Origin of the sequence: Breoghania sp. L-A4, assembly GCF_003432385.1 — a bacterium.
Taxonomy (GTDB): domain Bacteria; phylum Pseudomonadota; class Alphaproteobacteria; order Rhizobiales; family Stappiaceae; genus Breoghania.
Genome location: NZ_CP031841.1, coordinates 2,809,848 through 2,827,868, shown reverse-complemented (window position 1 = coordinate 2,827,868; position 18,021 = coordinate 2,809,848). Strand labels below are relative to the sequence as shown.

Annotated in this window: 16 protein-coding genes; 6 read left to right on the top strand and 10 right to left on the bottom strand. The window is 66.2% G+C overall.

What is annotated here, in order from left to right; all coding sequences use genetic code 11:
• Positions 1–313: 313 nt before the first annotated feature.
• The 7 genes from D1F64_RS12955 to D1F64_RS12930 form a co-directional block, all read right to left on the bottom strand.
• The gene (locus D1F64_RS12955; RefSeq protein ID WP_117412784.1) at positions 314–1,555 is read right to left on the bottom strand and encodes a beta-ketoacyl synthase N-terminal-like domain-containing protein; all 1,242 of its coding nucleotides are present in this window, start codon (positions 1,553–1,555) and stop codon (positions 314–316) included.
• Entirely contained in the window at positions 1,545–1,805 is a 261-nt protein-coding gene (locus D1F64_RS12950) for a phosphopantetheine-binding protein (RefSeq protein WP_117412783.1), read from the bottom strand. Before D1F64_RS12950 ends, D1F64_RS12955 begins: the two co-directional genes overlap by 11 nt.
• Positions 1,741–4,155, bottom strand: coding sequence for an ACP S-malonyltransferase (gene fabD, locus D1F64_RS12945; RefSeq protein ID WP_117412782.1), 2,415 nt, complete (start codon positions 4,153–4,155; stop codon positions 1,741–1,743). The genes D1F64_RS12950 and fabD overlap by 65 nt, the downstream gene beginning before the upstream one ends.
• The gene (locus D1F64_RS12940) at positions 4,152–4,580 is read right to left on the bottom strand and encodes a 4'-phosphopantetheinyl transferase superfamily protein (protein ID WP_117412781.1); all 429 of its coding nucleotides are present in this window, start codon (positions 4,578–4,580) and stop codon (positions 4,152–4,154) included. Before D1F64_RS12940 ends, fabD begins: the two co-directional genes overlap by 4 nt.
• Before the next feature lie 400 nt (positions 4,581–4,980).
• The gene (locus D1F64_RS12935) at positions 4,981–7,092 is read right to left on the bottom strand and encodes an ABC transporter ATP-binding protein (RefSeq protein WP_162901529.1); all 2,112 of its coding nucleotides are present in this window, start codon (positions 7,090–7,092) and stop codon (positions 4,981–4,983) included.
• A gap of 4 nt (positions 7,093–7,096) precedes the next feature.
• Positions 7,097–7,354 (bottom strand): hypothetical protein, encoded by a 258-nt coding sequence (locus tag D1F64_RS23400; RefSeq protein ID WP_162901528.1) that lies wholly within the window; start codon positions 7,352–7,354, stop codon positions 7,097–7,099.
• 139 nt (positions 7,355–7,493) lie between these two features.
• Positions 7,494–7,946, bottom strand: coding sequence for a DUF6072 family protein (locus tag D1F64_RS12930; RefSeq protein WP_117412779.1), 453 nt, complete (start codon positions 7,944–7,946; stop codon positions 7,494–7,496).
• Between the two features lie 621 nt (positions 7,947–8,567).
• On the opposite strand from D1F64_RS12930, the gene D1F64_RS12925 reads away from it, so the two are divergent.
• From D1F64_RS12925 to D1F64_RS12905, 6 genes are all read left to right on the top strand, one after another.
• Positions 8,568–10,172 (top strand): ATP-binding cassette domain-containing protein, encoded by a 1,605-nt coding sequence (locus D1F64_RS12925; protein WP_162901527.1) that lies wholly within the window; start codon positions 8,568–8,570, stop codon positions 10,170–10,172.
• Entirely contained in the window at positions 10,169–11,629 is a 1,461-nt protein-coding gene (locus D1F64_RS12920) for a prohibitin family protein (protein WP_117412777.1), read from the top strand. Before D1F64_RS12925 ends, D1F64_RS12920 begins: the two co-directional genes overlap by 4 nt.
• 114 nt (positions 11,630–11,743) lie before the next feature.
• Positions 11,744–11,911, top strand: a complete 168-nt coding sequence (locus D1F64_RS23395) for a hypothetical protein (RefSeq protein ID WP_162901526.1) — start codon at positions 11,744–11,746, stop codon at positions 11,909–11,911.
• A 105-nt stretch (positions 11,912–12,016) separates the two neighbouring features.
• Positions 12,017–12,673 carry a hypothetical protein gene (locus D1F64_RS12915; protein ID WP_117412776.1) on the top strand — a complete coding sequence of 219 codons (657 nt, stop codon included), beginning with the start codon at positions 12,017–12,019 and terminating at the stop codon, positions 12,671–12,673.
• A complete protein-coding gene (locus tag D1F64_RS12910; RefSeq protein ID WP_117412775.1) occupies positions 12,670–13,164 on the top strand; it encodes a hypothetical protein in 495 nt (164 codons plus the stop codon). The genes D1F64_RS12915 and D1F64_RS12910 overlap by 4 nt, the downstream gene beginning before the upstream one ends.
• Before the next feature lie 147 nt (positions 13,165–13,311).
• Positions 13,312–15,204: a sugar phosphate isomerase/epimerase and 4-hydroxyphenylpyruvate domain-containing protein gene (locus D1F64_RS12905; RefSeq protein ID WP_117412774.1), complete on the top strand. Its 1,893-nt coding sequence runs from the start codon at positions 13,312–13,314 to the stop codon at positions 15,202–15,204.
• Positions 15,205–15,715: 511 nt separating this feature from the next.
• On the opposite strand, the gene D1F64_RS12900 is transcribed toward D1F64_RS12905, so the two are convergent.
• The 3 genes from D1F64_RS12900 to D1F64_RS12890 form a co-directional block, all read right to left on the bottom strand.
• Positions 15,716–16,609, bottom strand: coding sequence for a dioxygenase (locus D1F64_RS12900; RefSeq protein WP_117412773.1), 894 nt, complete (start codon positions 16,607–16,609; stop codon positions 15,716–15,718).
• Positions 16,610–16,624: 15 nt separating this feature from the next.
• Positions 16,625–17,071 (bottom strand): type II 3-dehydroquinate dehydratase, encoded by a 447-nt coding sequence (aroQ, locus tag D1F64_RS12895; protein ID WP_117412772.1) that lies wholly within the window; start codon positions 17,069–17,071, stop codon positions 16,625–16,627.
• Positions 17,072–17,255: 184 nt separating this feature from the next.
• Positions 17,256–17,948 carry a TetR family transcriptional regulator gene (locus tag D1F64_RS12890; protein ID WP_117412771.1) on the bottom strand — a complete coding sequence of 231 codons (693 nt, stop codon included), beginning with the start codon at positions 17,946–17,948 and terminating at the stop codon, positions 17,256–17,258.
• Positions 17,949–18,021: the final 73 nt, after the last annotated feature.

Below are 18,021 nucleotides of genomic sequence, written 5' to 3'. Positions count from 1 at the left end.
GAGGCTTGGTTCAGTGCAGTGATGCTGAAGCTCGATGTCGCCGTCACCACGGTGAAGCCTTGACGGCAAGTGCTTCGTGAAAACCGAATAATTCGACTCGCTGTTTGACTATGCCGCGAAACACAGACAACTCCTACCCGATCTTCGGTTGGAGTTTAATGAACTTCTTTGATTTGTTGCCGATTTGCCAATGGCATACGGCGCTCGCGAATTGCATAACGATAGTCCCACCGCAGCGCGGCAATGGACAGTACGGAGTAGCGCGGACCCACAGGTTTTGACTGAATTGGCCCGCAAACAGGCGATTCCGCCGTTACCCTCCGGAAAGAACCAGCGCCGCGTTGGTGCCGCCAAAGCCGAAGCCTGTGTTGAGGACATGGCGCAGCGAAACCGGACCGGCATTTTCGTGCGGGATGGCGAGCACCGGAGCACCGAAATCGCGTGGGCGGCAAATCCACGGATTGCCGTGCACGAAGCCCTCGCGCATCTGCAGGCAGCAGGCGACGGTTTCTAAGACGCCCGCGGCAGATAATGCGTGTCCCAATAGGCCCTTGGGAGCGTTGACGCGCACGCCGGCGCCAAACACACTCTGGATCGCTCCGGCCTCGCAGGCGTCTCCGGCGGGCGTGCCGGTCGCGTGGGCACAAACGAGATCGATGTCGCGGGGTGCAAGGCCCGCGTCGGCAAGAGCGCCGCGCATGATGGCTTCTTCCGCCGCCTGGTCGGGATCGGGGCCGAGGGTGCCGTGTAGCCGAAGCCGGGCGGCGGCGAGGCGGGCGATCGCCGGAAATCCGCGCCTTTTGGCCGTATCCGATCGTTCCAGAATAAGTGCCGCCGCCGTTTCTCCCGGCACGAAGCCGTCCGCGCGGGCGTCGAAGGGCCGCGAGGCCGTGCCGAAGGCGCTGAGGCTGCGGCAGCTTTCCACCTCGACGGCGGTCAGGCGCGGCGGCACGCCGAGTACCAGCACCGCATCCGCATCGCCCGCGCGCAGCATGCGCGCCGCCTGGACGATGGCGCCATGGCCGCTGGCCTGGGCGTTGCCGACCGTGACGGCCTCGCCGCGCAGGCCGAACAGTCTGGCCGCCCAGCCGGTCACGAAACTGTCGAGCCCGGCGATCGCCAGCCACGGGTCGACGGGCGCCTCGGGTGCCCGGTCCTGGGAGCGGATGGCCCGGGCCAGCGCGCCGCCGGTGGTGTTCTGAGCGGCGGCCACCACGGCGAAGCGCCCGGCGGGATCGGTCCACGGCAGTCCGGCCTGCTGCCAGGCCTCGACGGCGGCGACCATCGCGGACGCCGCGTTGTTCGGCGCCTTGCGGCCGTCGCGGCGCGCGGACCGCGCCTGATCGATTGAAATTCCGGAAGAAATACGACCGACGAGATCGTCGAGCGCGGAGCCGTCGTAACCGGCGACCGGCCAGCGGATGCGGGTTGTCGGGTCCGTGCGTTCAAGAAACAGATCGGGCGCGGTTTGCAGCGTCTGAAAGAGGGCGTTCGAGTCGAATCCGGCCGCGCCGTGGGCGCCGATGCCGGTGATCGCGAGCGCGTCAGGCGCCATGGCTCGCGATCACCGCGAGGATGCCACCGATGTTCTCCGCTTTCGAGAATGCGGTGAGAGGAATGCGCAGCTCGAGTTCATCGAGCGTCGCCATGATGACCTCGGTGCGTTCGAGCGAATTCAGGCCGAGGTTCAGCAGGCTGTTTTCCGGCGTGATCTCGACCGGCGCTACGTCGGGCAGGATTTCAAGAACGCAAGCGGACAGCACCGGCAGGATCGCGCTCTCGGTCATGGTGGCTGCTGTCGGCATGGTCTTCTCCAGAAAATTCCATTGAGGTCAAAACGTTGAGGCGGGCCGCCAGATAGGCGGCGGCCTCATCCATCAGGGCGACCGCCATATCGGCCGCGGGGCGCTGGCGCCAGGTCTTGAATGGCGTGTCTTCTGCCCAGGCGTTGAAGGAGCCCAGCGCCGGGCCGCTGTGGATCTGATAGTCGAGCTTGCCGTCCGGATCTCCGCTGAGCGCCAACTGGCTGGAATGATGGAAATACCAGCGAAACAGCTGCGCCATGCGGGTTTTCGGGTTGCTCTCGGCTTGTGCCAGCACGTCAGGGCGGTTGGCGGCAAGATATGCGCGCACCTCCTGCCACAGCGCGTCCAGGGTGCGGCCGAAAAAGCGCTCCTCGAGCTGCCGGCGTATGGCGGGCGGGATGTCCTCGATGGCGTCGTGATTGCGATAGATGTCGTAGAGCCGGTTGGCGCGGCCGGGAAAGAACACGCCCTTGCGCACCACTTGGACGCGGGCGCCGAGCTCGAACATGTCGCCGGCCGGCGCATAGGCGAAATCGGCGACGCCGAGGCCCTCGAGAATGTCTTTCACGGCATCGCTGGTAGCGGCTTCCACGGTGCACTGGTTGATCGATCCGGTGACCACATAGTCCGCGCCGAGCAGCAGGGCGGCGGCGATCGCCTGCGGCGTGCCGATCCCGCCGGCCGCTCCCAAGCGTATATGATCAAAGCCTGTTTCGCGACAAATCCGGTCGCGCAGGGCACTCATCGCGGGCAGCAGCGTGAAGCTGGAGCCCTGATCCGTGTGGCCGCCGGAATCTGCTTCCACGGTGATGTCTTCGGCCACCGGCGCATGCGCCGCGCACCAGGCTTCTTCCTCGCTCAGATGACCATCGGCGACCAGCCAATCGATGATGTCGGGTGGCGCCGCGCGCATGAAAGGCTCGGCGACCTCGGGCCGCGACAGTTTGGCGATCACCCGGTTTTTCATCCGGGGATGCCCGTCGGCGCCGCGTCGGGCGCCGGAAAAGCGAAAGCGCACGACCGGGGGCGTGAGCCTGAGGAAGGCGGAAGCCTCTGCCAGCGTTACGTTTTCCCGCAACAGAAGATCCACGACGTCCATCTCTGCGTCCGGGTCGTCGGGGTTGGCGAGAACGTTCACGGCCCAGGGCGCGTCCGATGGCAGGGCGGTGCGGATCGTGGCGATCGCCGCTTGCAGGTCAGGCAAGGGCATGCCGCCCGCACCGAGGCATCCAAGGAAGCCGGCGCGGCCCAGGGCGATGACCAATTCGGGTGAGGCGACGCCGCGATACATGCCGCCGGCCATATAGGCATAGCGGGTGTTGTGCGCGGTGTGGAAGGCCTCCGACCCCAGGCGTTGCGCGGCTTTCGTGCCCGTAGGGACCGATGATGTCACCGGGGCCGGCGTTAGGGGTATTCCGTCGGCCTCAGGCGGTCTGACGGCGGCAATCGGGGCAGGCGGTACAGTATCGTCCCGGGCGCGTCGGGCGACCGCGTCGGGGATGGGTTGCTTGACGATCTGGGTGGTCAGGCGCGTGAGCACCGTGCCGGGGCCGACCTCGATGAGCTCCTCGACGCCGCGCGCGCGCATGTAGTGGATGCTGTCAAGCCATTGAACGGAATGGTCTATCTGGCGGGTCAGAAGATCGCGGATGGCGGAGGGATCAACGCCCGCGGGACTGGCCGTGACATTGGCGATGACCGGGATGTTCGGTGCTTGAAACGGCAAATCCGCGAGGAATCCACCAAATTCGGCGGCCGCGGAGCGCATCAGCCGCGAATGGAAGGCGGCGGAGACATTCAGCGGCACCGCCATGATCTCGCGATCCTGGAAGATGAGCGCGGCCTTGTCGATCTCCGTGCGCGGGCCGGAAAGCACCGTCTGGGCGGGCGCGTTGAGATTGGCGATGTCGATTTCGCCCAGGCCCTCGGCCCTCAGAATCCTCGTTATTTCAGCCATATCGATGCCGACGACGGCGAGCATGCCGCCCTCGCGCGCCTGGCTCATCAGCCGGCCGCGCTCGCGCACGAGACGCAGGCCCGTGGCGAAATCGAAGGCGCCGGCGGCATAAAACGCCACGTATTCCCCAAGACTGTGTCCGGCGACGAAGTCTGGCTCGGTCTCTCCATCGGCGCGGCGCGCCATCACCGACAGGGCTCCCACCGCATAGAGCGCGGGCTGGGTGTAATCGGTGCGCGCGAGCAGGCCGTCCGGGTCGTTCAGGCACAGATTGGTGAGCGAATATCCAAGAATATCATCGGCTTGCGCGATGATCTCGGGGAAACGGGCAAACAGTTTTTCGCCCATGCCGCGCGTCTGCGATCCCTGTCCAGGAAAAATCCATGCCTTCATGCCGCGGCTCCCCGAAGCTCGTCGAGCTGCGCAAGCCACTGGGCGGCTTTTGAGCAGTCGCAGGAGGCCGTGCGCGGGAGCGCCAGGGCGAGGGCGGCGGTATCCGCGACCCGCACTTCCACACGCAAATGCGTCACGAATGGCGCGACCAATTTCACGAGTTTAGAGCCGGATTTGAGAGTTTTTTGACTGTTTTTTGAATCGATTTCGACACCCGGTTCGAGGTCCAGCGCCAGCATCGCCATGTCTATGGAAAGGCCCCCGCCGAGCACCTTCGACAGCGCTTCGCGCGCCGACCAGGCCGCCGTCAGGGCTTGCACCGGAGTGAGACCGAGCGAGGACAGCTCATGCTCTTCGCCGCGCGGGATCTGGGTGCGCAGTACCTTGATGCGGTCGGCATCGATGCGTTCGATATCCACGCCCATGGGACAGCCGTTCGGAAAGGCGACGGCGACGGCGGCGTCGGCGCCGTGGCTGAGCGAGACGCCGAGGTGGCCGAAGGGGCGGCGACCACCGGCTGGCGGAAGACGCCGTTTTCCAGATTGAGCGAGGCCGGAGGCGTCTGGCCGAGATGCGACAGCGCGGTCTTGGCGGCGAGACGGCCGCGCAGGAAATCAGCACGGGCGCTGTCGCGCAGGAAACGCTCCGCGCGGGCCTGCTCGCCTTTCCACAGGAGCGGACATGCGGCCGCATTCAGCGCCGGGCCGGACAGATCGGTGAAGCCGAGGCAGGCTGTGACGGATGGCGCATCGCGCAGGGTCAGGACGAGAGGGACGGTGGCGACAGGAGCGCGGGCAGGCAGGGGGGCTGCTTGCGCGGCAATGGTCATGCCGCGGTTCCGGAGCCGGAGCGGGCCGATGTCTCGCCGGTCTGCACCCGCCACAGCGCCGAATAGAGCCCGTTGTGACGAAGCAGCTCCTCGTGGGTGCCGCTTTCGGCGATCCGGCCGTCATCCATGACGATGATCCGGTCGGCATGACGGATGGTCGACAGCCGGTGGGCGATGAGGATCGAGGTGCGGTCGCGGGCCACCCGGGCGATGGAGCGCTGGATCGCCATTTCGGTCTCGTTGTCGACCGCCGAGGTGGCCTCGTCGAAGATGAAGACGGAGGGGTTCTTGAGAAAGGCGCGGGCGATCGAGATGCGCTGGCGCTGGCCGCCGGAGAGCCTACGGCCGCGTTCGCCGACCTGGGCGCGATAGCCGTCGGTCAGTTCGCGAATGAAGCCGTCGGCTTCAGCCGCCTTCGCCGCCTGGACGACTTCGTCGAAGGAGGCCTCGGGGCGTCCGTAGGCGATGTTGTCGTAGACCGAGCCGTCGAACAGAAACACGTCCTGGCTGACGAAGCCGATGGAGCGGCGCAGGCTGTGCAGGTCAAGATCGCGCACATTGCGTCCGTCCAGGGTGATCCGGCCGCTTGAGGGGTCGTAGAAGCGCATCAGCAGCTTGACCACGGTGCTCTTGCCCGAGCCCGTGGCGCCGACCAGCGCGATGGAGCCGCGCGCCGGAATCTCCAGTGAGAAATCGCGCAGGATCAGGCGGTCCGGCTTGTAGCCGAAGGTGACCCGGTCGAGCAGCAAGGCGCCCTTGACGGTCCCCGGCTCGAGAACCTCCGATCCGGAGACGATGGTGGGCTTCTGGCGCAGGGTCTTGAGGATGCCCTTGGAGGCGTGCGCCGCGGACTGGTACTGGTCGTAGCTCTCGCCCATGCCTTCCATGCGCACCAGCAGTTTCGGCACGAAGAACAGGATCAGGGTGAACATCGCCGGGGTGATCTTCTTGCCGGCGACCATCGAGCCGCCGAGCACCATGGCGACGGCGAAGGCGACGGAGATGAACAGCCGCATCTGGTCGGAATAGCGCGCCGAGCTCTGGATCGCATTGTCCGTGTCGGTGTTCAGCTCGGCGCTCGCCTTTTGCATCCGGGCGGCTTCGCGGTCTTCGGCCGTGAAACTCTTGATGATGCCGAGATCGCCCAGGTTGTTGGTCAGGAAGCGGGCGAACGCGCTCTCGCTCTCCTGCTGCTGGGCGTAGAGCGGGCCGGTCTTGTCCTTCACGAAGCGCGAGCCGACGGCGATGATCGGCAGCGGCGCCAGCGTGGTCAGCGCCAGAAGCGGCGAGACCGCGCCGAGGGTCGCGACGATGATCACGGCTGTGACGGCGCGCTGGAACATGTCGTCGGCGCCGGTTTCCAGGAACTTCCCGACCTTGGAGGAGTTCTCGCCGATCAGATTGTAGAGCTCGCCGGAGTTGCGCTGGTCGATGAACTCCATGTCCAGATCCTGGACGTGGGCGTAGGTCGCGGTGCGGATGTCATGCTGGGACTTCTGCGCCACCTTGCGCCAGGCGCGGCGGCGCTTGCGCTCGGTGGCCAGTTCCGCGGCAAAGGCGGCGCCCGCCGCGACGCCGAGACCGAGCACCTGGGCGCGCGGCGACTTCAGCCCGATGGCCGACAGCGCGTTGAAGGTGGAGCCATTGACCACGTTGACGATGCCCACCAGCGCCAGCTCGGGCAGGAAGTTCATCAGGTTGTTGGCGACCGACCACAATGGCGCGGCCGTGAGGTCGCGCTTGTTGGGCGGAAACATTTTCAGCAGGTCGAGAAGATCGTTGGCGCTGGCGCCCTGCGCGGTCGTTTCGCGCCGGTCGTCGGTGCGCGGGTTGACGGCGCCGCGCACGTCAAACAGCAGGTAGAACAGCGAATAGCGCAGGAAAGGCTCGAGATCGCGGTCCTCGCCCGGCTCGAAGGTGATCTTGATGCGGCCCGTGCGCTCATTGATCTTCACATCGTCGATGCCGTCCTGGCTCTGGATGACCATGGCAAGGCGCTTGGCCAGCACGGTGCGTCCAACGAGGTGCCGGCTTTCCCAGCGCTGGCGGCCCGGCGCCTGGGAGCAAGCGCGCAAATGCAGCCGTTCGACGAGGGCGTTCGCGGCCATGCGCCTATCCCGTGTGGTTTTCCCGGTGATCGCCGGGCTGCTCGGCCTCGTCGTCAGCATCCGCAGACGGCTGCTGCTTGGTCTCTTGCCGCATGGTTTCGCGGATATCGCGTTCGGTTTCCTCGTAGTCCTCGCGCATGTATTCCCAAGCGCCGCGGGCGCGGTCGAAGAACGTCACCACCCGGTCCTCGATGGCCTGCAGGCGATTGGTGGCCGCGAGCAAAGTGATGGCGATCGCAATGAGCAGGAAAAACCAAACCATTCGGTTGCCTTGACGCTTGTGGAACGGGCCGCATCCGGACCCGGACGATTGTGGACTGGAACGTGGAATTTCCGGCGGCGGGCCCCTGTCGGGGAGCGCCGCCGGACATGGCGGATGCAGGCGGGGAGGCGCCTGCGTGTCAGTCCTTGGACGTGGTCTTGGAGGATGCGCGCGTTGTCTTCGCGTCGCTTTCCTCGGCCTCGGCCGAGATTTCCGCACCATCGTGCGGGGCCTTAGCGGCCATTTCCTGGCGCGCGGCGCGGCGGGCGCGATAGCTGCCGCGCAACTCGGTCGCGATGTCGCTCACATGGGTCCACAAATGCTTGTCGGTGACCGACTTGGAATAGCTGTCGGCGGCGACGACGGCGAAGCCGATCGGGCCGGTGGCGGCGCGGGCGCCGAAGCCGAGCGCCGTGTGCACGACACCGTTGACGAACTTGCCGTCCGCCAGAAGGCTTGCGCCCGGCAGAACGGCTTCACCGATGATCTTGGCGCCGTTGGCCAGCATGGTGATGCCGTCGGGGCGCACGTAGCCGTCTTCGGTGGTGTGGATGTCTTCGCCCGTCTCCGCGGCGTGGCTCGGCTGCTGCATGGATCCAAATCCCTTTGTTCCGGAGGTCCTGGGATGTGGATCCCAGTCAGTTCCGTGTTCAGCGATGGATACGGCCGTCTGTTCCGTTGCCATCATTTTCAAGGTTCCGGCGAAACCCGTACAGGCCGGTGCGTGAACATGCCGGTCCACGCGTTTTCGTGGAGGGCGGGTTAGTCTGAAATGCCTTGGCAACGGGCCGAAATCCGGAAAAGAACTCCCGGCGAGACCCGCAGCCTGCAAAGAATCTTCGCGTCGGACGGTAGCACAACCGCGGTGCGGCGTCATTCGTAAGACGTCCTACGTATTGCACTATTTTTGTTCTTTTGGGGCAGTCACTGGCTTTCCCGGCCGGATATTCCCCGGCGCACCCGCCTGCCTGCGCCGGAAACCAAGGCGCGCTCCTGATAAATGACGCAGAAGTCAGTGATCGCACCCCGCACGAGCCGATGGAGCGAGACTCTGGCGTGAAAAACAGCGTCGCGGATTTGGGACAGGGGAATTCCGCATAGCTTTTCTACCATGAATCAGTGCCTATTGGGGGACATTGCTTCGGCTTTTGCGCCGATGTCCGCAGGCGTTCATACGTCCGCGCAACCTCCAGACTGGGAATTGGGCCGCTTCGTGACGTTCATCCGGCTGATTTTCGGACACCGAACGCTGCGCCGCAGCCAGCTTGTCGCGTGGCTTGCCGTCGCCACGCTGTCGACGATGGCGGCCGTGGCGCTGCTCGGCTCGATGGTCGGCACGCAGACGGCGAATGGGCAGCCGCGCACGGTGGATCTCTCCGGACTGGCGTTGTTCATGCTGATCGCCGTGCTGATGGTGCTGAGCCAGTACAAGGCGCTGGACATGACGATGGAGGCGACCGAGGCGGCCGTCGACATGCTGCGCCGCCGTTTCAGTCACGCCATCCGCTTCGCCGACCCGCAGGCTCTGGAACGCATCGGCAGCGCGCGGCTGTTCGCCACCATGACGCGGGTGACCACAGTGGTCGAGGAGGCGGGCTCGCAGGTCATCTACGGGCTGATCACCGGCGCCTTGATGCTGCTGGTGGGCGTCTATGTGCTGTTCGTCTCGCCGCTGGCGTTTGCCGTGCTGGCGTTCTTCGGCGGCGGCACGGTGTTTTTGTATCGCCGCCGCCGTGCGGAAGCCGATCCGGCGCTGGAAGCCGCGCGCGACGCGGAAAAGCGCTATCTGGATCTGTTCGTGCAACTGCTGGACGGCCGCAAGGAAGTGCGCTTCGGCTCGGCGATCGGCGAGGATCTGGTGGACACCTATCTGAGCGCGGCGGAGGCGGAATCGCACGCGCGCAAGAGCTTCGCCGCCCGCCAGGTGCGGATCGCGACGATCCTGGCGTATTCCGGCTTCTATCTGCTGCTGGCGGCGATGGTGTTCGCCCTGCCGCAATATCTCGCCAAGGAGGCGGAGGTCGGCAAGCTGGTGCTCTCGACGCTGTTCCTGTTGCTGAGCGTCAACGTGCTGATGCGGGCGCTGCCGGTGCTCAGCCGCGCCAACGTGGCGCTGGACGATCTCAATACGCTGATGCGGCGGCTCGGTCCGATCGAGCCGGATGCCGACGAACTGGCGGGCGTGGAGGCATTCGAGGAACTGCGGCTCACCGATCTGCAGCCGCGGACGGGCGGGCCGCGGTTTTCCGCCTCGCTCAAGCCGGGCGGCGTCACGGCAATCGTGGGCGGCAACGGCAGCGGCAAGACGCTGCTTCTGAAGGTGCTGTGCGGATTGCACCGGCCGGTGGCAGGCTCGCTGAGCGTCGACGGGACGGCGCTGGAGGACGATCACGATTGGGCGGCGCACCAGAGCCGTTGCGCGGCGGTGTTCCAGGACGGGCATCTGTTCGACCGTTTCTATGGTCTGGACGGTATCGACGACGCGGCGCTGGAGGCGCTGGTCGCGGAGATGGGCATCGGGCCGGATGTGCTGGGCGCGGGCCGCGAGATTCACGGCGAGCGGCTGTCGCCGCTGCTGCGCCGGAGGCTCCTGGTGGCCGGCGCGGTTCTGGCGGACAAGCCGCTGGTTCTGTTCGATGATATTCTCTCGGGCCAGGACCGGGCGTTTTGCACGTGGTTCGCCAAGGCGCTCGTGCCGCGGCTGCGCGCACGAGGCGCGTGCGTGGTGATCACGGCGCCGAGCGCCGACGACATTGGCGATATCGCCGATCAAACGATCCGGACCGACGGGCCCGGGCTGCAAGGAGCCGAGCGATGACAGCGCGCAATTCTTCCGCCACAGGCGAGGGCGACCGGCGCGGCAACGGCGGACAGCGCGGTGCGCCCAAGAGCCCGCCGCCGCCCGGCCGGCGCCGGGGCCGGTTCACCAGCTATCTGGTGGGCACGCTTCTGTTGAGCTGCTTCGTGCTGCTGGTGCTGTGGAATTTCATCTTCGTGACCATCCTGCCCGGTCACGTGGGCGTGCGCTACAGCTGGCTGCTCGGCGGCACCCGCGTGGGCACCTACGTGTCCGAGGGGCTGGCGATGAAGATGCCGTGGGACCGCATCTATATCTACGAGACGCGGGTGCGGCGGCGCGACGAAACCGTGATCGCGCTCAGCGCCGAGGGCATGCAGGTGAAGGTCTATCTGTCGACGCTGTACCGGGTGATGCCGCTGCACGCAGCCGAATTGCTGCAGAAGATCGGCCTGGACTACGAGGAGCGGGTGATCCGGCCGATCGCCGTGGGCGCCGTGCGCGAGGCGGTCGCGCGCTACATGTCCAACGAGCTCTACACCATCGACTACGAGCTGCTGACGAGGGACCTGCGGGACCTGGTCACCCGCACCGAATACGCGGAGCTGATCGAGTTCAACAAGCTGGTGATCCGCGAGATCGTGCTGCCCGACGTGGTGGTCAAGGCAATCGAGGAGAAACTGGCGCAGGAACAGGCCGCCGCCGCCTACACCTTCCGGCTCGAGCGCGAACGCCAAGAAGCCAACCGGCGGCAGATCGAGGCCGTCGGCATCCGCAACTTCTATTCGGTCGTCTCCTCGGCGCTGAACGCCAACCTGCTGACGTGGCGCGGCATCGAGGCGACGGTGGAACTGGCCAAGTCGCCCAATTCCAAGATCGTCATCGTAGGCTCCGGCAAGGATCAGCTTCCGCTCATACTGGGCAGCGACGTGGCCAACGTGCCGTCGCCGCAAGCCATTGCTCCCGTGTCGCCCGGCAGCCTGACATCGGAAAACTGGAGCTCGCTGCCGAACCTGTTCCCGTCGCAGTCGACCACTGGAGGAGTCGGCGCACCGGGCACCGATATCAAGACCGCGCCGGGAAGCACCCGCGCCACGCCGCAGCCCGATGGCCCGCCGCCATCCGCGCAAGGCGCGTCCGGTGAACCCGACCCCGCCGATTCCCAAGCCGACAGACCGAATGTCAGCGGCGACACCGACGATACGCCGGACACGCAGGGCGACGCCTCGTCCCTGAGCCCGGACGCGCCGGAGACAACGAACAGCATTGGCGCGCAACCCCGGAAGGGAGCGGCCAATCCCGATGGCGCGACAAGAGAAGGCCCCGAAGCGGGGCTGAACGCGTCGGTCGGCAATCAGGGCCTGACGCAATCGGTGCCCGGGGAGCCGTGGTCGATCTGGAACCTGCTGCCCGGCGGGGCGCAGCGGTCACCGGCGACCGGCGGCCCGCAGAATGCGCCGCAGGCGGCCACCCGGTAAGCCCGCGGCGCACATCGCTGACTGTCGCCGGTTGCGGGAGGACCCGCGGCCATTGTGGTCTCGTTTTGATGTTTCCGTCCCGTTGATCTAGCATGGACCAGAGGACTTGCCGCCATGTTCGCCTTCATCATCACGGTCTACCTGATCCTGTGCCTGTTCGTCGGCTTGCTGACGCGCGGCACGCGGATGGGCTATTGGGGCGGCGTGGCCTTCTCCGTCGTGATCACCCCCTTCCTGATGTACATCCTCATCGCCCTGATCGCTCCGCGTCAGGTGTCCTGACACCCCGCCTTCGTCTCCGCGCATAGCGCCGCGTTGCCCGCAGAACCGGGCCCTGAACGGCTGACGCGGGGCCACGCCAATCCGATATCCACAAGGAGGGCCGGTTTGACGACCGATCAGACCCCCGACTCATCTCCCGAAGCATCCCCAAACGCATCCGATGACACCGCCGTTCCCGAGGAAGGGCAGCTTGTCGCCGACGCCGGGACCGCGCGCCGGCCGGTGACCCTGAAGCGCAGGCGCATCGACGGCGGTTTCCTGTTTGTCGTCGCGGTCGCGATCGTCGCCAGCGCGGCCGTGTGGTTCACCAAGGGGCCGGAGCGGTTCTTCGCGGTGCTGGGCGAGGACGCCGAGATGCTGCTGGATATCCTGCCGAAAGTGGCGGCGGCGGTGTTGCTGGCGGCCTGGCTGCGGCTTCTGGTGCCGCAGGCGGTGATCGCGCGGCAGTTCGGCGAGAACTCCGGGCTGCGCGGACTGCTGCTGGCGATCGGCGCCGGCGCCATCCTGCCGGGCGGTCCGATGACGGCGTTCCCGCTGGCGGTCAGCTTCGGGCGCGCAGGCGCCGACGCAGGCACGGTGGTCGCCTTTCTGTCGAGCTGGCTTCTGGTAGGATTCAATCGCGCGGTGGTTTGGGAAATGGCCTTCATCGATCATTCGATCGTCGGCTGGCGCATGCTGCTGTGCCTGCCGATGACGCTGCTTCTGGGGCTTGCTGCGCGCAAGCTCGGCTGGCCGTCCGTGCGCACGGCGGAGGACCGATGACCCTTCTGATCTTCACCGGCTTCCTGTGGGGCTCGATGCTCACGCTCGGCGTCATTGCCGCGCGGCGCGGGGATGGCACCTTCGCGCATGGTGTGCGCCTGGCGCTGCGCGAGGCGACGTTCATCGCGCCAAGGCTGTTCGTCGGTATTCTCGGCGCGGGATTCGTGGCCGAACTGTTGCCGGCGGATACCGTTCGCGCGTTTCTCGGTTCCGGCAGCGGCAGTCTCGGGATCCTGATCGCCACGCTTGCCGGCGGCATCGTGCCCGGCGGGCCGGTGGTGGCCTATGCGGTGGGGGGCGCGGCGCTTGAAGCGGGCGCGGGCGTACCGCAGGTGATGGCGTTTGTCACCGCGTGGCTGCTGTTCTCGGTCAACCGTACCTTCGTGTGGGAAGTGTCGGTGATGGGCGGGGCCTACGTCCGCGCCCGCATGATGCTGTCACTGCCGGTGCCGCTGGCGGTCGGGCATCTGGCGCTGCTGCTGCCCTTGTGAGGCGCGCGTGCATGGGGTAACCAAATGGTACATTTTGGTGTATGGGACAGAGGTCTCGCGTGCGATCGCGCGCCGATTTTCCCCGGCGCACGCTGCGGCGCCCGGCCACCGGCCGGGTGAGACACAATCGAGGGCATTGCGGATACCATGAAGACCTCCATTGCGACCGTGTCGATCAGCGGTGATCTGAAAGAGAAACTGGCGGCGATCGCGGCTGCGGGCTTCGACGGCATCGAGATCTTCGAGAATGACTTTCTCGCCTTCGACGGCTCGCCGCGCGAGGTCGGCGCGATGGTGCGCGATCACGGGCTTGAGGTGATGCTGTTCCAGCCGTTCCGCGATTTCGAGGGCATGCCGGAGCCGCAGCGCACGCGCACCTTCGACCGGGCGGAACGCAAGTTCGATCTGATGGGCGAGCTGGGTGCGGACCTGGTGCTCGTGTGCTCCAACGTGTCGCCGCTGTCGCTCGGCGGCATCGACCGGGCGGCGGCCGATTTCCATGAGCTGGGCGAGCGGGCGGCCAAGCGCGGCATCCGAGTCGGCTACGAGGCGCTGGCCTGGGGCAAGCACATCAGCGACCACCGCGACGCCTGGGAGATCGTGCGCCGGGCCGATCACGCTAACGTCGGGCTGATTCTCGATTCCTTCCACACGCTGGCGCGCAGGATCGACGTGGAGTCCATACGCTCGATCCCCGGAGACCGGATCTTCTTCGTGCAGCTCGCCGACGCGCCGCAGATCGACATGGATCTGCTCTACTGGTCACGCCACTACCGCAACATGCCCGGTGAAGGCGATCTCGACGTGCTCGGCTTCATGCGCGCCGTCGCGGCCACCGGCTATACCGACGCGCTGTCGCTGGAGATCTTCAATGACCAGTTCCGTGGCGGCTCGCCCAAATCGATCTCGATCGACGGGCACCGCTCGCTGGTCTATCTGATGGATCAGGTCATGCGCGCCGAGCCGGACATCGCCATTGACGTGCCCGACATGCCGGACCGGATCGCGGTCTCCGGCGTCGAGTTCATCGAATTCGCCGCCGACGAGAGCGAGGCCGCCGAGCTTGCCGCCTTGCTCGGCGCCATGGGCTTTTCGCACCGCGGGCGGCACATCTCCAAGGACGTGGATCTTTGGCGTCAGGGCGGCATCAACATCGTCATCAACACCGAGCGCGAGGGCTTCGCGCATTCGTCCTATCTGGTGCATGGCACGACGGTCTGCGCCATCGGTCTGAAGGTGGATGACGCGGCCGCCACGGTGGAGCGGGCGCGGGCGCTGGGCGCGGAACCCTTCGAGCAGCCGGTGGGACCGGGTGAGCTGAAGATCCCGGCGATCCGCGGCGTCGGCGGCGGCGTGGTGCATTTCCTCGACGGGCGCGGCGATCTGGCCAATGTCTGGCAGATCGAGTTCGACCCGGTCGAAGGCGCGGCAGAGACGCAGGACGCGGGGCTTTTGGGCATCGATCACGTGGCCCAGACGATGAATTACGAGGAGATGCTGACCTGGCTGCTGTTCTACACCTCGCTGTTTTCCACCATCAAGACGCCGATGGTCGACGTGGTGGATCCGGCGGGGCTGGTGCGCAGCCAGGCGATAGAGAATGCCGACGGGTCCCTGCGGATCACGCTGAACGGAGCGGAGAACCGGCGCACGCTGGCGGGCCATTTCATCGCCGAGAGTTTCGGCTCCGCGGTGCAGCACCTGGCCTTTGGCTGCTCCGACATCTTCGCCACCGCCGATGCGCTTGCCGCGCGCGGCTTCCAGCCGCTGGAGATCTCGCTCAACTACTACGACGACCTGGACGCCCGCTTCGGGCTGGAGACCGGCTTTCTGGAGCGCCTGCGCGCGCGCAACATCCTGTATGATCGTGACGGCGAGGGCGAGTATTTCCAGCTCTACAGCGGCAACTACGGCGAGGGCTTCTTCTTCGAGCTCACCGAGCGGCGCGGCGGCTATCGCGGCTACGGCGCGGCCAACGCCCAATCCCGCATCGCCGCGCAGAAACGCCAGATGCGGCCCCAGGGCATGCCGCGCCACTGAGGCGGCGTTCGTGGGGCAGGGATTGGCACGCGCGCGGGCGGTTGCGAGTGGCCGCTGTTTGCGAGAGGGCGCGGCGCACTGGTGCGCGCAAGGCGCCTTCGGCGAGTCCCTCCTGGGTTCCGGATCTCGCGATGCACCTTCGGTGCACGCGGTCCGGAATGACCTTGAGGGTTGAAGCACGCCGGCGGGGAATTGCATTCGCGGCCTGTGGAACCACGCCAGTCGCTGTCGGGCTTCATCTCGCAACGTCATCCCGGACGGTCTGCGGCGAAGCCGCATGGCCGGATCCGGGATCCAGATTTCAGCCGGCGCTTGCGCCGTCAAAAGCTCTTGTGCGTGGAGAGCGTGGAGCGCTAACGCGTGCAATGCGCCTTCGGCGATTCCCTCTTGGGTCCGGGTCTGCGGAGCAGCACTGCGTGCCGCACCGCGCCCGGGATAACAATTTTGGGGGCCGCGAAACCCAAAACAGGTGTGACCTCGGCAGGAGGCGTGCGCTCGGCCCGCCCAACCGCTACTTGATCGGCGGGCGGGGCAGGGTGGCGTCGCCGGGCTCCATGGTAAGCGTGTAGTCGAGCGTGTACCAGGGCGCTCCGGCGTCGGGATCGTTAGGGCGCGCCTCGTCGTGACGCTGGAAATTGCCGATCAGCGCGCTGGTGACGCCGAACTGCACGTCGCTTTCGAGCCTGGGATCGTCGTCGGCATAGATCTGCGATATCAGCGTCTTGAAGCCGTCCTTGAAGGCAAGGGCGTGGATGTGCGCCGGGCGGTAGGGATGACGCTGCTGCGCGTCGAGCAACTGACCCACCACGCCGTTCGTCGGGATCGGGTAGCCCGCCGGTTTGACCGATCGGAACCAGATGCGGCCGTCGGCGCCGGTGGTGAATTTGCCGCGCAGGTTCATCTCGGCCTGCTCGTCGTCCTGGTTCTCGTAAAGCCCCACGGGCGAAGAGTGCCAGATGTCGATGTCGGCGCCTGAGACTGGATCTCCGTTGCGATCGACGACCTTGAAATCCACGAACATCGCGGGGCCGGGGGTTTCGGAGCGCACGATGCTTCCGCCGTTTTCCACGCGGGGCGCATGCATCCGCCAGAAGGGGCCGAGGAGCGACTGCGAAGTCTCCGTGGTGCCGCCATCGCCGTTGTTGAGAAGGCACACCAGCGAGGAGACGCCGAGCGAGCCCGCCATCAGCACCATCTCGTTATGGCTGTCGGTCTTGAGCGCGCCGATGTCGTTGAGAACCTCGGTGGCGGCGCGGAATTCGGCCTCCGTCAGCCGCACGTCGCGGACGAAGGCGTGCAGGTGGGTGACCAGCGACACCATGATCTCGCGCAGGCGCGGATCCGTGGTGCGCTCCATCACCTCCAGCACGGCCATGGTCACGTCTTCCTGACGGTTGATGATCATCGCGACTGTTCTCCGCTACTGGGGCGCGTCGATCAGGGTCGTGAGCCGGCGAAGGGCCATCGTATAGCCTTCGGTGCCAAACCCGGCGATCACCCCGTCGGCGCGGTGCGACACATAGGAATGATGGCGGAAGGCCTCACGTTTGTGCACGTTGGTGATGTGCACCTCGAAGACCGGAAAGTCGCAGGCGTTCAGCGCGTCGAGAATGGCGACGGAGGTATGGGTGAAGGCGCCGGGATTGATCACGATGCCGGAGGCGGCGGTGCGCGCCTCGTGGATCCAGTCGATGATCTCGTGTTCGGCGTTGCTCTGGTGAAAGCGGATGTCGAGTTCGAATTCCGCGCCGAGGCGGCGGCAGGACGCTTCGACGTCGGCCAGTGTCTCGTGGCCGTAGATTTCCGGCTCGCGCTGGCCGAGCAGATTGAGGTTCGGTCCGTTCAGAACATAGATGGTCCGGGTCATCGGCTTCCTTCCCTGTGGAGTTTCTGGCCGTTTCGGCCTTGGCGGGTGACGCCGCGCGGCGGCGTGGGTTGCGTCCGGTGCGGGACGCCGGACGATGAGGGGCTTCGCGATCCGTCCATCATGCGACGGTCCCGCGGGGCAGTGCAAATCGGCAGGGCAGGCGGCCGGTCGCGGGCGCTCGCGATCAGTCGCAGTTGCCCGGGAACATCGACGGCTTGAGCACGAAGCGCAGGACCACATCGACGGCCTGACGCGTCAAGGCGTCGAGCCCCTCGGGTCGGACGCGCTGCCAATCAAAGATCTTCGAGAACGTCGCCCGGTTCGACACGCTGAAGAAGGCGAGGCCGCTGATCAGCCAGTGGATCTCGATCGGCTCGAGGCCGGGGCGGAACACGCCCGCCTCCAGGCCGGAGCGATAGATGCGATCCACATGGCGGATAATGCCGGCGTTGACCTGGGCGATGATATCGGATGCCTGCAGGTGCTCGCCGTTGTGGATGTTCTCGATCATCACGAGACGCACGAATTCCGGTGCGTTGTTGTGGTGGGTGAAGGTGAATTCCGTCAGCGCGCGCATGGCCTCCACCGGCGTGAGGTGATCGAGCCGCAGCGCTTCCTCGCCCGCGCGCACGCGGGCATAGGCGGTTTCAAGAACGACCCGGTACAGGCCTTCCTTGTCACCGAAGTAATAGTAGATCATCCGCTTGGACGTCTTCGTGCGCGCGGCGATCTCGTCGATCCGGGCGCCGGACAGCCCGTGCTGGGAGAAGGCGTCCATCGCCACGGCGATGATGTTGGCGCGGGTCGCCTCGGGATCGTATTTGCGCGGCTTCGGTTCCGCGGCCCTGGATGTCGATTTGGCTTTCGAAACAGCCATCTGCGCTCCTCCTCACATCATCCGGCTTCGTGTCGTAGCACGTAGGTTCACGGCGAAGTATAAAAATTCTTGC

What these genes read in the sequence shown, in the direction of transcription:
- D1F64_RS12920 (WP_117412777.1), top strand. Translation starts at nt 10,169, where the DNA reads ATGACAGCGCGCAATTCTTCCGCCACAGGCGAGGGCGACCGGCGCGGC.
- D1F64_RS23395 (WP_162901526.1), top strand. Translation starts at nt 11,744, where the DNA reads ATGTTCGCCTTCATCATCACGGTCTACCTGATCCTGTGCCTGTTCGTC.
- D1F64_RS23400 (WP_162901528.1), bottom strand. Translation starts at nt 7,354, where the DNA reads ATGGTTTGGTTTTTCCTGCTCATTGCGATCGCCATCACTTTGCTCGCG.
- D1F64_RS12950 (WP_117412783.1), bottom strand. Translation starts at nt 1,805, where the DNA reads ATGCCGACAGCAGCCACCATGACCGAGAGCGCGATCCTGCCGGTGCTG.
- D1F64_RS12900 (WP_117412773.1), bottom strand. Translation starts at nt 16,609, where the DNA reads ATGATCATCAACCGTCAGGAAGACGTGACCATGGCCGTGCTGGAGGTG.
- D1F64_RS12905 (WP_117412774.1), top strand. Translation starts at nt 13,312, where the DNA reads ATGAAGACCTCCATTGCGACCGTGTCGATCAGCGGTGATCTGAAAGAG.
- D1F64_RS12955 (WP_117412784.1), bottom strand. Translation starts at nt 1,555, where the DNA reads ATGGCGCCTGACGCGCTCGCGATCACCGGCATCGGCGCCCACGGCGCG.
- D1F64_RS12890 (WP_117412771.1), bottom strand. Translation starts at nt 17,948, where the DNA reads ATGGCTGTTTCGAAAGCCAAATCGACATCCAGGGCCGCGGAACCGAAG.
- D1F64_RS12935 (WP_162901529.1), bottom strand. Translation starts at nt 7,092, where the DNA reads ATGGCCGCGAACGCCCTCGTCGAACGGCTGCATTTGCGCGCTTGCTCC.
- aroQ (WP_117412772.1), bottom strand. Translation starts at nt 17,071, where the DNA reads ATGACCCGGACCATCTATGTTCTGAACGGACCGAACCTCAATCTGCTC.
- fabD (WP_117412782.1), bottom strand. Translation starts at nt 4,155, where the DNA reads ATGAAGGCATGGATTTTTCCTGGACAGGGATCGCAGACGCGCGGCATG.
- D1F64_RS12930 (WP_117412779.1), bottom strand. Translation starts at nt 7,946, where the DNA reads ATGCAGCAGCCGAGCCACGCCGCGGAGACGGGCGAAGACATCCACACC.
- D1F64_RS12940 (WP_117412781.1), bottom strand. Translation starts at nt 4,580, where the DNA reads ATGGGCGTGGATATCGAACGCATCGATGCCGACCGCATCAAGGTACTG.
- D1F64_RS12910 (WP_117412775.1), top strand. Translation starts at nt 12,670, where the DNA reads ATGACCCTTCTGATCTTCACCGGCTTCCTGTGGGGCTCGATGCTCACG.